We start from the raw sequence: 15,886 nt of genomic DNA on the forward strand, positions 1-15,886 counted from the left end.
CTATTTTTGGCAAAAGTACATTATTTCAACGAAGTAGTCGCCATTAACGAGCTGTGCTTGTAAATAGATAGTCTTTTTTATTTTTTTTTAATGGTTTGACCAATTAGCACTTTGATTAAAGAGAAGTCATAGCTTATTTTTAGATATGAAGAAAAGAATGTAGTTTTGAACCAACCTATAAATAGGAAAAACAAAGTTTCTTAATCAATCAAAAAAATCACCTTTGCAGTTATCAGTTGTTATTCTCAATTACAATGTGCGCCATTTTTTGGAGCAATGTGTGCTCAGTGTACAAAGCGCTTTGCTGCACCTTGACGCCGAAATTATTGTAGTTGATAATAATTCTTCAGATGATAGTGTGGCCATGATAAAAGAACGTTTTCCTACTGTAAAACTCATTCAAAATACTGAAAATTCGGGTTTTCCAAAGGGTAATAATGTAGGTGTAGCAGTTGCTCAAGGCGACTATGTCTGTATTTTGAATCCAGATACGGTTGTGTCCGAAGATACTTTTGTAAAAGTTTTAGCTTTCGCCGAAAAGCAAAGTAATTGCGGAATTGTAGGCGTTAAATTAATTGATGGTGCTGGTAATTTTTTACCAGAAAGCAAGCGCGGTGTGCCAACGCCATGGGTTGCGTTCACTAAAATTGTGGGATTGTATCGCATTTTTCCACACTACAAATGGTCAAAACAGCTTTTTGGCAAATATTATGCACAGCATTTAAATGAAAATGAGTCAGGTCCAGTATCTATTCTGGTTGGAGCATTCATGGTTTTAAAAAGGGATTTGTATACAGAATTAAAGGGATTTGATGAAAGCTGTTTTATGTATTCGGATGATATTGACTTATCGTATCGCGCGCTCTTGGCTGGAAAAAGCAATTTTTATTTTCACGAAACCACCGTTATTCATTATAAGGGAGAAAGCACGATTAAAGATGCATCTTATATGAAGCGCTTTCAAGAGGCGATGACTTTTTTTTATCAGAAGCATTTTAAAGTGTCGTTCTTGTTTCGTTTTTTAATGCAAGTAGGGATTTCCTTTTTCTCATTTATAAAAATGCTACAAGGTTCTTCTGCGGACAAATGGCAACAGATGCAGACTCCTGATGGGTATATTTTGTTTTCAAAAAATAAAATGTTAGCCAATAAACTGGCTAGTATTTTACAAAACAATGTCGTTTTTCATGATATTACCCCAGAAAAAATGGTATTTTCGTTTACTGAAAAAAGCGAAAAACAGGTAGAAATTATTCTTGATTCGGAACATATGTCCTTTAAAGAATGTATATCGTTTCTCGAATCTGCAAGAAATAAGGGATTTACATTTAAAATTCTACCTAAAAGCGCTAATTTCTTAATAGGAAGCAACAATAGTAATAGCAGAGGTGAGATTATAGAAATAGTATAAAAAATTACATTAAGTGTAAATTATATTTGTAAATTTTAGTAATTTCGCAAACTGAAAATCAATATCACCTTTTAGGTTAACAATATGGCAAGATTTGAATTAAAACTTCCGAAAATGGGAGAAAGCGTTGCTGAGGCAACCATTACAAACTGGTTAAAAGAAGTTGGCGACAAAATCGAAGCGGACGAGGCAGTACTTGAAATTGCTACTGATAAGGTAGATAGTGAAGTGCCAAGTGAGGTTTCGGGTGTTTTGGTAGAAAAACTTTTTGGTAAAGATGATTTAGTGCAAGTGGGACAAACCATTGCTATCATTGAAACTGAAGGTGATGCTGCAAGTACTCCAGCACCAGAAGTTGCTGTGATTGAAAAAACAATTGCTGCGGTACAAGAGAGTGTAAGTGCTCCTGCGCCTACTGCCGTAGATTTTTCGACCTCAGAACAATTTTTGTCTCCGTTGGTTAAAAATATAGCTAAAGAAGAGGGTGTTTCTGTCGCTGAATTAGCAACTATTCAAGGAACAGGTAAAGAAGGTCGAGTGACCAAAAACGATATTTTAGCTTATGTAAAAAACAGGACAGCGGCTCCAGTAGCACAACCTGTTGTCGCATCAGCTCCAACGCCGGTTGCGGCACCTGTTGCAGTAGCGCAAAAAGCAGCTCCAGTATCAGTAAACGGAGGTGATGAGATCGTTGAGATGGATCGCATGCGTAAATTGATTTCTGGATACATGGTGGCTTCTGTACAAACATCGGCGCACGTGCAATCCTTTATCGAGGTAGATGTGACTAACATCGTAAAATGGAGAAATAAAGTAAAAGATGCTTTTGAAAAACGCGAAGGTGAAAAACTTACTTTTACACCTATTATGATGGAGGCTGTTGCCAAAGCATTGAAAGATTTTCCTGGAATGAATATTTCCGTTGATGGCGATTATATCATCAAAAAGAAAAACATCAATTTAGGAATGGCTGCAGCTTTACCAAACGGGAATTTAATTGTTCCTGTAATCAAAAATGCAGACCAATTGAACCTAGTTGGAATGGCTAAAGCAGTAAACGATCTTGGTAATCGTGCTAAAGCTGGAAAATTGAAACCAGATGATACGCAAGGCGGAACATACACAGTAACCAACGTAGGAACTTTTGGTAGTGTTTTTGGTACTCCTATTATTAATCAACCACAAGTTGGAATTCTAGCTTTGGGAGCTATTCGCAAAGTGCCTGCTGTTATCGAAACGCCTGAAGGTGACTTTATCGGTATTCGTCAAAAAATGTTCTTGTCTCATTCTTACGATCATCGTGTGGTAGATGGAGCACTTGGAGGTAGTTTTGTAAAACGAGTTGCTGAATATTTAGAAGCTTTTGATGTGAACAGAGATTTTTAATTCACAAATTGAAATAAAATAAAAACCCGATGGCTACCAAGCTATCGGGTTTTTTGTTTGTAGCTTTTCAACATAAGTTTGATTGGTAACTATCTTTAATTTCCATAACAAATTTCTATCTTTGCCTTCTTACACATATAAAATGGAACTTAAACTCAATAAACCAATTTGCTTTTTCGACCTAGAAACCACAGGAATTGATATCGGAAAGGACAGAATTGTAGAAATCTCAATATTTAAAGTTTTTCCTAACGGAAACAAAGAAAGCAAAACGTGGTTGGTAAATCCAACCATTCCAATTCCGCCGCAAACTACGGCTGTGCATGGTATTACGGATGAAAAAGTGGCGAATGAGCCTACTTTTAAAGATTTGGCTGCGCAAGTTTACGCTATGATCAAGGATAGTGATTTGGCGGGCTTTAATTCAGATCGTTTTGATATTCCGTTATTGGCCGAAGAAATGTTGCGTGCTGGAGTCGATTTTGACATGAAAAATAGAGTTTCGGTAGATGTTCAAACTGTTTTTCATAAAATGGAAGAGCGTACTTTGAGTGCTGCTTTGAAATTTTATTGTGGTAAAACACTCGAAAATGCACATTCAGCCGAAGCAGATACCATGGCTACTTACGAAATTTTGAAAGCGCAATTGGATCGTTATCCTGAATTAGAAAACGACATAAAGACCTTATCGGAATTTACTACTCGTAAAAAGATCGCTGATTTTGCAGGTATGATTGCTTTTGATAAAGATGATGAAGAGATTTTTACCTTCGGGAAACACAAAGGAGTAAAAGTAGAGAAAGTACTTGAAAGTGAACCAGGTTATTTTAGTTGGATTCAAAATGCCGACTTTCCGTTATATACCAAGAAAGTTTTGACGGCGATTAAACTTCGAAAACTGAATAATAAATTAAGCTAATTTTTGAATCTTTCAACCATTAATTTTTTTAAGTAAGAAATGAAAATAATCTGTATCGGTAGAAATTATACCAATCACATCGAAGAATTACATAACGAACGTCCAACGGAGCCTGTTGTTTTTATGAAACCAGATTCGGCTGTTTTATTAAAGCAGCATCCTTTTGTGCTTCCAGAATTTTCTAATGATGTGCATCACGAAATTGAACTTATTGTAAAAATTAGTAAAGTAGGTAAGTACATCGAGCCAAAATTTGCTCATAAATATTACGACGAAATTAGTGTAGGAATCGATTTTACCGCACGTGATTTGCAGGATAAACTAAAAGCAAAGGGTTTGCCATGGGAGAAAGCCAAAGCATTTGATGGGTCGGCAGTTATTGGAGAATTTTTACCTAAAAGTGAATTTACTTCCTTAGAAAATCTTACATTTGAATTAACCAAGAATTCACAAACGGTGCAAAAGGGAAATTCTAATTTGATGCTGTGGAAAATTGACGAACTTATTGCATACGTTTCGCAATTCTTTACATTAAAAATTGGTGATATTATTTTTACAGGAACTCCAGAAGGTGTTGCTGCGGTGCAACCGGATGATGTTTTGGAAGGATTTTTAGAGGGAAAACAACTATTAAGAATACAAGTAAAATAATGGCTATACATTACAACCTTTCGAAAGTGTACGCACTTTCAGATAACGATCCAGAGTTTGTTAATGAGATTTTAACGCTCTTTGTAACTGAAGTTCCTATGGATATGGTTCAGATTAAAGAAGGAATCACTAAGAAGGATCACAAACATGCTTATGCTTATGCGCACAAAATCAAACCTACTCTTGATTTGTTGGGCATGAATGTAGCATTTGAAGAAATTCTGCAAATTGAAGCTTGGACCAAGACCGAAGGAAAGAAAAAAGATATTAAAGAAACTTTCAAAAGTGTAAAAAGTCAGGTAAACGAGGCGATTAAAGAAATAAAAAAAGATTTCGAATTGTAGTTTTTGAAATTTGAATGCTATATTTTTTTAAAGAAGCTACTCTATTGAAGTTAGTTTTTTACAAATATAGTAGTGAAAATATAAGATAAGGTGTTTTTAAAGATAGAAGCGCTTTTAATGTTTTGTCAATGTAACATTTGCTATTTTTTAAAGTAAAAGAATAGTAAATGGTACACTGGCATTTTTTTTAGGAATAGAATAAAATACATGTGATAAATGAAAGCAGCTATAGTTACTATTGGAGACGAAATTTTAATTGGTCAAATTGTTGATACCAACTCGGGATTTATTGCAAAGGCATTAGATAGAATTGGTGTCCAAGTACAAGAAATGCTTTCGATTAGTGATGATCAAAATCATATTTTAGACACGTTTGCGGCTTTACAAAATAAAGTAGATTTTGTCATTGTAACAGGAGGATTGGGTCCTACGAAAGATGATGTCACTAAAAAAACATTTTGTTCTTATTTTGATGACTACCTAGTTGTTGATAAGGCTGTAGAAGCGCATGTAATTGCTTTGATTGAACGCGTAATGAATAGGCCTGCCTCGCAAGTTAATAAAGATCAAGCATTGGTTCCTTCAACTTGTACCGTTTTGCATAATCAAGTAGGAACTGCGCCAGGAATGTGGATGCAAAAAGAGGCTACTGTTTTTATCTCGCTTCCCGGTGTTCCGTATGAAATGAAGTATTTGGTCGAGCAGGAAATTGTGCCCAAAATAGTTCGTGAATACGAACGACCGTATATTATTCATCAAACTGTGCTTACGTATGGGCAGGGTGAAAGTTTAGTAGCTGAACGCATTGAAGCTTGGGAAGATAATTTACCAGAATTTATAAAGTTGGCCTACTTACCAGCTCCAGGTCGAGTACGACTGCGATTAACTGCAAGAGGCACGGATAAAGAAGTGTTGCAAAATGCTTTAGCCGAAAATGTAAAAACTTTACAAGGTTTAATAGGTGATATCATTGTTGGTTTCGATGAAGAGGGCACTATTGAGGTTGTGGTTGGACGATTGCTAGCACAACAAAAATACAGTATAGGAACCGCCGAGAGTTGCACTGGTGGTAAAATTGCGCAGCTTGTTTCAAGTGTTGCTGGTTCTTCGGCTTATTTTAAAGGAGGAGTGGTTACTTATGCTACGGCGCTAAAAGTGGATCTTTTGGGAGTTCCTGAGGCATTGATAAAAGAATATTCCGTTGTTAGTAAGGAAGTAGCCGAAGCCATGGCGCAACAAGCAAAAGCCAAATTAAATGTAGATTTTGCAATTGCTACAACTGGCAATGCAGGACCTTCAAAAGGAGACTCTGAGGCTGAAATAGGAACTGTTTTTATTGCAATTGCGGGACCAAGCGAAATTATTGTAGAAGAGTTCAATTTTGGCCAACCCCGTGAAAAAGTGATAGATAGAGCGGTAATAAAAAGTTTAGAATTGCTTCAGAAAGAAATTTTAAAAAATGTGCGTTAAGAATGTTGCTTTATAGGTTTATTTTTCTTTTCTTTGCACCCTGATTTTGAATAACGATAAAAGATAAGTATAATGTCAAGAGTTTGTGACCTTACAGGTAAAAGAGCGATGGTAGGAAATAACGTTTCTCACGCTATGAACAAAACTAAGAGAAAATTTTCTGTGAACTTAGTTAAAAAGCGTTTTTATCTTCCAGAAGAAGATAGATGGATTACTCTAAGAGTAGCTGCATCTACGATAAAAACAATTAATAAAAATGGAATCGCTGCTGTTTTGAAAAAAGCACAGTCAGAAGGATTTATTAAATAATCTGTTCCAAAATAAAAAAATAGCAAGATGGCAAAGAAAGGTAATAGAATCCAGGTAATTTTAGAATGTACTGAGCACAAGACTACTGGTGTTGCAGGAACTTCAAGATACATCACTACTAAGAACAAGAAAAATACTCCAGATAGATTAGAGATTAAAAAATTTAATCCAATCTTGAAGCGTGTAACTGTTCACAAAGAAATTAAATAATAACACGAGATTTTAATAATAATCTCAAGAACTGCCTTTTAAATGTAAAGCATTATACTTGAGACACTTATTCTAATTTTTAAAACATTTGAATCATGGCAAAGAAAACCGTAGCATCGTTACAAACATCTTCTAAGAGATTATCAAAAGCCATCAAAATGGTGAAATCTCCAAAAACAGGTGCATATACATTCGTAGAATCTATTATGGCTCCTGAAGCTGTTGATGAATTCTTGAAAAAGAAATAATTAACAAATACATTATATAGAAAAGCTACTTTCACTCGGAAGTAGCTTTTTTATTTTCTATATTTACGGTGCCGAAAATGAATGGGCGAAGAACTTCTAATGCGCTCATTCTTAATATTATTTATATTATGAGTTTTTTTAAAAAAATATTTTCATCTGATAAAAAAGACCCAAATTTTAGCGAACAAGCTAAAGAGGTGTTGGATAAAGGACTTGAAAAATCGAAAACTAACTTTTTCTCTAAACTTACCAAAGCTGTTGCCGGAAAATCAAAAGTTGATGATGAGGTTTTAGATAACCTTGAAGAAGTTTTGGTTGCTTCGGATGTAGGTGTAAATACTACCTTGAAAATTATATCTCGAATTGAAAAGAGAGTTGCAGCTGATAAATATTTGGGTACTGCGGAGCTGAATCATATTTTACGTGATGAAATTGCTGGATTATTATCTGAAACAAATACAGATGATGCAACAGGTTTTGTAAAGCCATCTAATGCTACGCCGTATGTAATTATGGTGGTGGGCGTTAATGGAGTGGGTAAAACAACAACCATTGGTAAATTGGCGCATCAGTTTAAAAATCAAGGTTACAAAGTAGTTTTAGGTGCTGCAGATACTTTTAGAGCAGCTGCTATTGACCAATTGCAAATTTGGGCTGATCGTGTAGGTGTGCCTATTGTGCGCCAAGAAATGGGTAGTGATCCAGCATCTGTGGCTTTTGATACTTTGCAATCAGCAGTGGCGCAACAGGCAGATATTGTTATTATTGATACCGCAGGTCGTTTGCATAATAAAATTAACTTGATGAACGAATTGTCAAAAGTGAAGCGTGTGATGCAGAAAGTTGTAGCTGATGCGCCTCATGATGTACTTTTGGTACTAGATGGTTCTACTGGTCAGAATGCCTTTGAACAAGCAAAACAATTTACCGCAGCAACTGAAGTAAGTTGTTTGGCCGTTACTAAATTAGACGGTACTGCCAAAGGTGGCGTGGTGATTGGTATTTCGGATCAGTTTCAAATTCCTGTGAAATATATTGGAGTGGGTGAAGGTATTAATGATTTGCAGGTTTTTAACAAATATGAGTTTGTAGATAGTTTTTTTAAATAATAGCACTATGAATTTTTCTTCTTTAAAAAATATTTCGCCTCTGTATTTTTATTTAGTGAGTATGATTTGCTTTGTACTTGCAAATGTTGTTCGCGATCAAACAATTAGTTTTTACTATGCATTACTTCTTGTGGGAGTTATGTGTTGTGTTGCTGGTTTTTTGTTGCGAATTAAATCAAAACAGTAGGTTGTAATTGATATAGAAATCGTTTCATGAAGCGGTTGATTTAAACCAACATGTTGCTAAACAATTGTTGGTTTTTTTATTCTTTGTACTCCGCGTTTTGGTTAGAGTACTGAAAATTAGATATCTTAATTTAAGTAGAATGGACTAGCCCTGATGGAAGCGGCATCCTTTTTTTGGCCAAAGCTGACGTAGGAAGTTGGCCAGAAAAAGATACAGCGGACAGCAGGAAATAGCTCCTAAAAAAAAAATAATTTTGAACATGAAAAAGTATTTGATTTTTGCCGTATTGATTTTGGTAATTACTAGTTGCAAACAAGAGATTAAAAAGGAAGATGTTGCCTTGTTGAATGGGTATTGGGAGGTAGAGAAAGTAGTTTTTGACTCCATAGACGATAAGGAATACCGCATGAATGAGGTTTATGATTATTTCAAAATTGAGAATAATAAAGGGATTCGCAAAAAAGTAATGCCGCAACTTAATGGTACTTTTTTAGTGAATGATGTTTTCGAGAAAGTTTCGGTGCGTTATACGTCAGATGGCATATTTTTAGATTATGTGACGCCTTATATGAAATGGAGTGAGGAAATTATTGGTTTGACAAATGAGGAATTGGTTTTGTTGAACAAAGAAAGAGGGGAATATCATTATAAAAGAGCAACAGCGATAAATTTATTAGGAGATGGCAAAGAGGTTAAATAATGAAAGCACGGTTGGTGATGTGCTCAAGCAGATTATTCAAACCAATAAGTTGCAACCAGGCATGGATCAAATTGATGTGAAAGATGCGTGGAAAAACCTAATGGGTAATGGTGTAAATAGCTATACGAACAATGTAGTTTTGAAAGGAAGTACCTTATATGTAGAGCTCACTTCATCAGTATTGAGAGAGGAGTTAAGCCACGGAAAGTCTAAAATTGTGGCTATGATTAATGAGGAATTGCGACGGGATGTAGTGAAAGATGTGGTGTTGAGGTAGTTTTCAGTTTTTAGTCGCAGTTTTCAGCTAGATTGGAAATAAAAAATCCCGTTTCAATTTGAAACGGGATTTTCTGTTTTATTATAATCTGTCACTCTCAAATTGAGAACTGATTACTAGAATTGCTCTCTTCCTGCAAAGTGAAATGCACCTTCGATAGCAGCATTTTCGTCGCTGTCAGATCCGTGTACTGCGTTTTCTCCGATAGAAGTTGCGTAAGCTTTACGGATAGTTCCTTCAGCAGCTTCAGCTGGATTTGTAGCTCCAATTAAAGTTCTGAAATCTTCAACTGCATTTTCTTTCTCTAAGATAGCAGCAACGATTGGTCCTCTTGACATGAATTCAACTAATTCACCGTAAAAAGGTCTTGCAGCGTGTACTGCGTAAAATGCTTGTGCATCAGCAACAGTAAGTTGAGTTAATTTTAAAGATACGATTTTGAATCCTGCATTTGTAATCATTGCAAGAATGTTTCCGATGTGTCCGTTAGCAACAGCATCAGGCTTAATCATAGTAAATGTTCTATTTGTAGCCATTGTGTAAATTTTTAAATTTTGTGCAAAAATAGGATTTTTTTATCTATTATTTTTACAAATATAACATTCAATCCCGTAATATTTCACTAAAGTACAATGATGTCAAATTTAGTATCTAATGGATCTAATTTTTGAATTAAGTTTGGGATAAGATTTTCGCCGTATTCTAGGTAAAACTCTGAGAAGTTCGTTTGTCTTTCTTGCAAACTTCCGTTTGGGAACAATTCATTTTGAATGTCGCTTATACGGTCTAGAATATCACTCAAATTTCGTTTCTGCGCTTTTAACAGGCGTTTTTCTAGTTGCTGAAGTCCTTTAATTTGTTTGGTTTCTTGTGCTTTAAGAGCACCGATAAAAGATTCGTCAGTCTTCTCAGCTATGTCGTACAATTGTTTGAATTGTGTTTGTAACTGCGTTTTTAAGTCTGTTAATTCGATAGAAAACTCAGATAATTCAATCGTTTTTTGATTGATTAAATCGGCTTGCTTTTTGAATAAATCGGTCCAAGATAATTGTAATTTATCCGCCTTTTTTGCTTGTTTCTCGCTTGCTAATACTACAGAATTACGCAATAATAGCATTGGAAAGGTAATGTTCGAAGCTTCGAAATATGATTTTAATTCCAACCAATACGCTATTTCTCCGCCACCGCCAATGTAGCAGAGGTTTGGTAGAATTACTTCTTGATACAACGGGCGCATGATTACATTGGGACTGAACTTTTCAGGATTTGATTCTAAAAGAGCCAAAATCTCAGTCTCTGAAAATGAAAGCTTAGTATGATTTACCTTGTATAAGCCATCTTCTAAAATGATGCGTTCGCGAAGGTCATTTTCGATATAAAACAAGTTTATTTCTCTCGGGTTTACTTGTACAGTATAATCTTTTAGTAAAGCAATTGAGGCTGTCACTTTTTCAAAAGCGGTTTGCTGTAGCAACTCCTGCTTTACATGTGGGATAAAAAGACGTTTTAATGATGCGGAATCAGCATCAATAATTACTAAACCGTAGGCTCCAAATAGTTCATTTGCCAGAAAGCGCGTTGCATCCGCTAAATTATTGTGTTTGATGTACGCATCTTCAAAGAACTTCTTTAATGTAGTTGCATTGCTACTGCCGCCTAATTCTAATTGATATACTTCTAAAAATTCATTTAAGCCTTCGGTACTCAAACGGCCTACAGGACCCGTGCTCTCTTGGTTCCATCTGAATTTTTTACCCTTGAAATTAAAGTAATTGATTTCTTCAAAATCGTGATCTTCGGTAGCCATCCAATAAACGGGAACAAAATGCTGTTCAGGATATTTACTTTGAAGTTTTTTGGTTAAGTTAATTGTAGAAATTATTTTATACAAAAAGTACAACGGACCTGTAAATAAATTCAGTTGGTGCCCTGTAGTAATTGTAAAAGTATTGTTTAAGGCTAGTGATTTGATGTTTGCATTTGTAGCTTCACTCGTCTCACAGCTATTGTACTGTTGTAAAAGTGCATCTACAAGTTTTGCTCGAGAGCTGTGATTAAAATTATTTTGTTTTTCAGCGATTTGTTCTTCAAAGTTTTCGAGAGCTGGAAACCTGTTGTAAAGAGCAGATAATTGTGGTTTTTGATCTAAATAATCATTCATTAAAGCAGAAAAATATCCAGAGTGCTGATAGCTGATACAGTCGGTTGGCATAATTTAATTTTATATGTTGCTAAAATACCACTTATTATTGGAATTTTTTATTTGTTACTTTCGAAAAATAGCATCACTTTTATCTAATAATATTAACGTTTTTATAAAGAATATGACCAACAAACCAACAAAAAATACCGTAAAACATGTGCTTTTTGGGAGCTTGATAGGAACTACAATAGAGTTTTTTGACTTTTATATTTTTGCTAATGCGGCCGTTTTGGTGTTTCCGCAGTTGTTTTTTCCGAGTTCGGATGCTACATTGGCTACCTTACAATCATTGGCTACTTTTTCAATTGCTTTTTTATCGCGTCCGCTTGGTTCGGCTTTTTTTGGACATTATGGTGATAAAATTGGACGTAAGTTTACTTTGGTCGCAGCATTGTTAACCATGGGAATATCAACGGTAGCCATTGGTTTTTTACCAAGCTATGCTAGTATTGGTATTGCTGCTCCTTTGTTGTTGATGTTATGTCGTTTTGGTCAAGGTGTAGGTTTGGGAGGCGAGTGGGGTGGTGCTGTATTGCTTGCTATTGAAAATGCGCCTCCCAATAAAAGAGCTTGGTACGGAATGTTTCCGCAATTAGGCGCTCCAGTTGGATTATTACTTTCTGGAGGAACTTTTTTGATACTAACTGACACGATGAGCAACGAAGATTTTATGAGTTATGGCTGGCGAATTCCATTTATAGCGAGTTCTCTGTTGGTATTAGTTGGTTTTTATATTAGGACCAAAATTACGGAGACACCTTCGTTTGAGAATTCAAAAAAGGAGCAAGCGGCTGTGAAAATTCCGTTTTTCAGCCTAGTTAAATCCTATAAAAACCAACTTGTTTTTGGAACATTAGCTGCGGTAACCACTTTTTTGGTTTTCTATTTAATGACCGTTTTTACTTTGAGCTGGGCCACATCCGACTTGGGTTACAGCAAGCGAGATGCGTTGTTGCTTCAGTTGTTTTCGGTATTGTTTTTTGCAATCTGTATTCCTGTTTCGGCTGTGGTAGCTGATCGATTTGGACGCCGAAAAATTCTCATGTTAGCCACCGCGCTAATTGCAGTTTTTGGTTTTTTCTTTTCGTTTTTCTTAAACTCGGGACAAAACAGTTTGATCACAACTTTTGTTTGCATGGGTATGGCCTTGATGGGATTTACCTATGGACCTTTAGGAACTTTTCTCTCGGAGCTTTTTCCAACTCAGTTGCGTTATACAGGTGCCTCGTTAACCTTTAATTTGGCTGGAATTTTAGGCGCTGCTTTTGCACCAATGATTGCAATTTGGCTGGCCACTACTTACAATTTAACTTATGTGGGTTTTTATTTGACTGCTACAGCGACCGTTTCATTACTTGCTTTTTTGATTATTAAAAAAGACAAGCAGGAGTTTTAGTAAGGAATAATTTAATTTTGATTTATTTGAAATTGAAATGAGAGTTTATTGTATAGTTTTTAAGAGATTTAAAAGTGGGTTATCGTAATTTCATTTGACTGCTGGTTTCTGATAAAAGTAGCACTGTGTGTTTCGCATTTTGAATCCAAAATATTTTTCCTAAAACACCACAATTATCCCTTATTTTTGCACAAAATAATTCCACTTGAAAACGAAACTTTTTCTCATCACGCCACCTTTTACTCAACTGAATACCCCATATCCGGCGACGGCGTATATTAAAGGTTTTCTGAATACCAAAAATATTGAGTCTGTTCAGGCAGATTTGGGTATAGAGGTGATTCTGAAATTGTTTTCGAAGGAAGGATTAACAGATTTGTTTGAGGTAGGAAGTCAAAAGTTTAAAGATGGAGAGATCTCAGATAATTCCAAACGAATTTTTGCGTTACAAGACGAGTACTTAAAAACGATTAATCCCGTAATTGCTTTTTTACAAGGCAAGAATCCAACCTTAGCACTTCAAATATGCCAAGAAGATTTTTTGCCAGAAGCTTCACGCTTTACACAATTAGAGGAACTCGATTGGGCATTCGGAACAATGGGAACTCAGGATAAAGCGAAGCACTTAGCTACTTTGTATCTCGAAGATATTTCTGATTTTATAGTTGAATGTGTTGATGTTAATTTTGGTTTCAGTCGCTATGCCGAACGATTGGGTCGAAGCGCGAATTCTTTTGACGAATTGTACGAAGCCTTGCAGCAGGAGCCTACTTACATCGATTTGGTTTTGTTTTCTCTTCTAAAAGAAAGAATTGAAAAAGTACAGCCCACTTTATTTTTGATATCGGTGCCTTTTCCAGGGAACTTATACTCGGCTTTTCGTTGTGCGCAATGGGTTAAAAAGCATTTTCCTGAGATTAAAATTTCGATGGGAGGCGGTTTTCCAAATACTGAATTGCGATCCCTTTCTGACGCGCGCGTTTTTGAGTTTTTTGATTTTATTACGTTAGATGATGGCGAAACACCTATTGAAGAACTAATCAACGCTATCTCATCTTGTGCAGTCGAAAAACAATACAAACGAACTTTCCTTTTAGAAGATGGGGTAGTAGTTTATAAAAATAATTCCGCTAAACCTGATTACAAGCAATCCCAAGTGGGTACGCCTGATTATTCTGATTTACTTTTGGATAAATATATTTCGGTAATCGAAATTGTCAATCCGATGCACCGCATGTGGAGTGACGGCAGATGGAATAAACTTACCATGGCGCACGGTTGCTATTGGGGCAAATGTACTTTTTGTGATATTTCATTAGATTACATCAAAATTTACGAACCCGTTGCCGCAGCATTACTATGCGATCGAATGGAGGAAATGATTTTACAAACAGGCGAAAATGGTTTTCACTTTGTTGACGAAGCAGCGCCGCCAGCTTTAATGCGAGCATTGGCTCTAGAAATCCTGCGTAGAAAATTGTCAGTGACGTGGTGGACAAACATTCGTTTCGAAAAAAGTTTCACCAAAGATTTGTGTTTACTACTCAAAGCATCAGGTTGTATTGCGGTTTCGGGCGGACTCGAAGTAGCTTCTGATCGATTGCTAAAATTGATTGATAAAGGAGTTACGGTAGAGCAAGTAGCACGAGTTACACGCCATTTTACCGAAGCAGGAGTAATGGTACATGCGTATTTAATGTATGGCTATCCTACACAAACGGTTCAAGAAACGATTGATAGTCTTGAAATGGTGCGTCAATTGTTCGAAGCGGGAATTTTACAATCAGGATTTTGGCACCAATTTGCCATGACAGCTCACAGTCCTGTTGGGATGTATCCCGAAAAATTTGGTGTAAAAAAGGAAACGGAAGCTATTGGTACTTTTGCCAACAACGATATCAATTATACGGATGCTACGGGGATTGACCATGATAAATTTAGTTTCGGATTAAAGAAATCCCTTTTCAATTTTATGCACGGTATTTGTTTTGATTATCCATTACAAGATTGGTTTGAGTTCAAAATTCCGAAAACCAAAATCCATCCTGATTTCATCTTTAATGCTTTGAATGAAGCAGAGGATTTTTCTACTAAGCCTACGGCAAAAGTCGTTTGGCTGGGAGGAAAACCTTTTGCAGAAGCATTTACTAAGTCTAAAAAAGGTCGAACATGGAATATGATGTCTTTCACTTTTCACGATAAAAAAGAAAGTTTTTCAATTCAAACTAGTGCCCAAGAAGGAGAATGGTTACAACAGTTCCTTGAAAGAATTTCGGTGTCTCAAACTAGAGTTTATACTTTTCAAGAAATAAAATCCGATTTTGAACATGCTCTTGAAGATTTTGAACTCTTTTGGTTCTCCAAACCAATTAAAACACTGCGCGATTACGGCTTGCTTGTGCTTTAAAAAAGAACCTTCATGACGCGACCAGAAAAGTGATTTTTTGGTTTACGAAAACGTTTTCTTTTACTTATTTTTACGATTCTAAAAAAGTAAACAATGAGTACTATTTATAAAGTGAACGTAAATGATACTTTCCTTTTTGATTTGGATCAGGAAAGTACGAATCAACTTGATGCTGTGCATTTAAGTTCTAATGCATATCATGTTTTACACGATAGCAAACCTTATGAAGTAGCTATTTTAGCTGCTGATTTTCTTCAAAAAAAATACACTGTCAAAGTCAATAATTCGGTTTTCGAAGTCGATATTGCTAATCCACTTGATACTTTGATTAAGGAGATGGGCTTTGAAACGGGACTCTCCAAACAAATTAATGCTATCAAAGCTCCAATGCCGGGATTAATCCTCGAAATTAACGTTGTTGTAGGTCAAACGGTCCAAGAAAATGATAATTTGATCATTCTAGGTGCCATGAAAATGGAAAACAGTTTTTTATCGCCAAGAGATGGAGTGATTAAAACCATTGCTGTGCAAACAGGTGATGCGGTTGATAAAGGACAGCTATTAATTGAATTTGAATAAGTACCTACCAAAAGTTTTACTAGCTTAAAATTTTGCACAGCTTAAAAGTCTGTTGCGATATATTTTAAAACTAATTACTC

General features: G+C 35.7%; 17 protein-coding genes. 15 read left to right on the forward strand and 2 right to left on the reverse strand.

Features of this window, described 5'->3' with window-relative positions:
* The first annotated feature begins 223 nt into the window (after positions 1–223).
* The 12 genes from G9Q29_RS07170 to G9Q29_RS07225 all read left to right on the forward strand — a co-directional run bounded on the left by G9Q29_RS07170 (position 224) and on the right by G9Q29_RS07225 (position 9,221).
* Positions 224–1,411, forward strand: a complete 1,188-nt coding sequence (locus tag G9Q29_RS07170) for a glycosyltransferase family 2 protein (protein ID WP_166134922.1) — start codon at positions 224–226, stop codon at positions 1,409–1,411.
* Between the two features lie 84 nt (positions 1,412–1,495).
* Positions 1,496–2,797 (forward strand): dihydrolipoamide acetyltransferase family protein, encoded by a 1,302-nt coding sequence (locus G9Q29_RS07175; RefSeq protein WP_166134925.1) that lies wholly within the window; start codon positions 1,496–1,498, stop codon positions 2,795–2,797.
* Between the two features lie 142 nt (positions 2,798–2,939).
* Entirely contained in the window at positions 2,940–3,716 is a 777-nt protein-coding gene (locus G9Q29_RS07180; RefSeq protein WP_166134928.1) for a 3'-5' exonuclease, read from the forward strand.
* Between the two features lie 39 nt (positions 3,717–3,755).
* A complete protein-coding gene (locus G9Q29_RS07185) occupies positions 3,756–4,367 on the forward strand; it encodes a fumarylacetoacetate hydrolase family protein (protein WP_166134931.1) in 612 nt (203 codons plus the stop codon).
* Positions 4,367–4,711 carry an Hpt domain-containing protein gene (locus G9Q29_RS07190; RefSeq protein WP_166134934.1) on the forward strand — a complete coding sequence of 115 codons (345 nt, stop codon included), beginning with the start codon at positions 4,367–4,369 and terminating at the stop codon, positions 4,709–4,711. The genes G9Q29_RS07185 and G9Q29_RS07190 overlap by 1 nt, the downstream gene beginning before the upstream one ends.
* A gap of 216 nt (positions 4,712–4,927) precedes the next feature.
* Entirely contained in the window at positions 4,928–6,181 is a 1,254-nt protein-coding gene (locus G9Q29_RS07195) for a CinA family nicotinamide mononucleotide deamidase-related protein (RefSeq protein WP_166134937.1), read from the forward strand.
* A gap of 72 nt (positions 6,182–6,253) precedes the next feature.
* Positions 6,254–6,490 (forward strand): 50S ribosomal protein L28, encoded by a 237-nt coding sequence (rpmB, locus tag G9Q29_RS07200; protein WP_024980263.1) that lies wholly within the window; start codon positions 6,254–6,256, stop codon positions 6,488–6,490.
* 27 nt (positions 6,491–6,517) lie between these two features.
* Positions 6,518–6,700, forward strand: a complete 183-nt coding sequence (rpmG, locus tag G9Q29_RS07205; protein WP_007805817.1) for a 50S ribosomal protein L33 — start codon at positions 6,518–6,520, stop codon at positions 6,698–6,700.
* A 95-nt stretch (positions 6,701–6,795) separates the two neighbouring features.
* Positions 6,796–6,948 carry a DUF4295 domain-containing protein gene (locus tag G9Q29_RS07210; protein ID WP_073370281.1) on the forward strand — a complete coding sequence of 51 codons (153 nt, stop codon included), beginning with the start codon at positions 6,796–6,798 and terminating at the stop codon, positions 6,946–6,948.
* A gap of 128 nt (positions 6,949–7,076) precedes the next feature.
* Positions 7,077–8,057, forward strand: coding sequence for a signal recognition particle-docking protein FtsY (gene ftsY, locus G9Q29_RS07215; protein ID WP_166134940.1), 981 nt, complete (start codon positions 7,077–7,079; stop codon positions 8,055–8,057).
* Between the two features lie 446 nt (positions 8,058–8,503).
* Complete coding sequence (locus G9Q29_RS07220) at positions 8,504–8,944, forward strand: hypothetical protein (protein ID WP_166134943.1); 441 nt, start codon at positions 8,504–8,506, stop codon at positions 8,942–8,944.
* Positions 8,925–9,221, forward strand: coding sequence for a DUF721 domain-containing protein (locus G9Q29_RS07225; protein WP_166134946.1), 297 nt, complete (start codon positions 8,925–8,927; stop codon positions 9,219–9,221). The genes G9Q29_RS07220 and G9Q29_RS07225 overlap by 20 nt, the downstream gene beginning before the upstream one ends.
* A 116-nt stretch (positions 9,222–9,337) precedes the next feature.
* Here G9Q29_RS07225 and G9Q29_RS07230 read toward each other — a convergent pair whose 3' ends face one another.
* Together G9Q29_RS07230 and bshC are read right to left on the reverse strand one after the other, a co-directional pair.
* Positions 9,338–9,757: a nucleoside-diphosphate kinase gene (locus G9Q29_RS07230; protein WP_166134949.1), complete on the reverse strand. Its 420-nt coding sequence runs from the start codon at positions 9,755–9,757 to the stop codon at positions 9,338–9,340.
* Positions 9,758–9,843: 86 nt separating this feature from the next.
* Positions 9,844–11,433 (reverse strand): bacillithiol biosynthesis cysteine-adding enzyme BshC, encoded by a 1,590-nt coding sequence (bshC, locus tag G9Q29_RS07235; RefSeq protein WP_166134952.1) that lies wholly within the window; start codon positions 11,431–11,433, stop codon positions 9,844–9,846.
* 112 nt (positions 11,434–11,545) lie between these two features.
* Here bshC and G9Q29_RS07240 point away from each other — a divergent pair, with 112 nt between their 5' ends.
* The 3 genes from G9Q29_RS07240 to G9Q29_RS07250 all read left to right on the forward strand — a co-directional run bounded on the left by G9Q29_RS07240 (position 11,546) and on the right by G9Q29_RS07250 (position 15,806).
* Positions 11,546–12,820, forward strand: a complete 1,275-nt coding sequence (locus G9Q29_RS07240; RefSeq protein WP_166134955.1) for an MFS transporter — start codon at positions 11,546–11,548, stop codon at positions 12,818–12,820.
* Positions 12,821–13,025: 205 nt separating this feature from the next.
* Positions 13,026–15,227 carry a B12-binding domain-containing radical SAM protein gene (locus tag G9Q29_RS07245; RefSeq protein WP_166134958.1) on the forward strand — a complete coding sequence of 734 codons (2,202 nt, stop codon included), beginning with the start codon at positions 13,026–13,028 and terminating at the stop codon, positions 15,225–15,227.
* A 93-nt stretch (positions 15,228–15,320) separates the two neighbouring features.
* Positions 15,321–15,806 (forward strand): acetyl-CoA carboxylase biotin carboxyl carrier protein subunit, encoded by a 486-nt coding sequence (locus tag G9Q29_RS07250; RefSeq protein ID WP_166134961.1) that lies wholly within the window; start codon positions 15,321–15,323, stop codon positions 15,804–15,806.
* The last annotated feature ends 80 nt before the right edge of the window (positions 15,807–15,886 follow it).

The organism is Flavobacterium turcicum (assembly GCF_011365745.1).
In the GTDB taxonomy this organism is placed as follows: domain Bacteria; phylum Bacteroidota; class Bacteroidia; order Flavobacteriales; family Flavobacteriaceae; genus Flavobacterium; species Flavobacterium turcicum.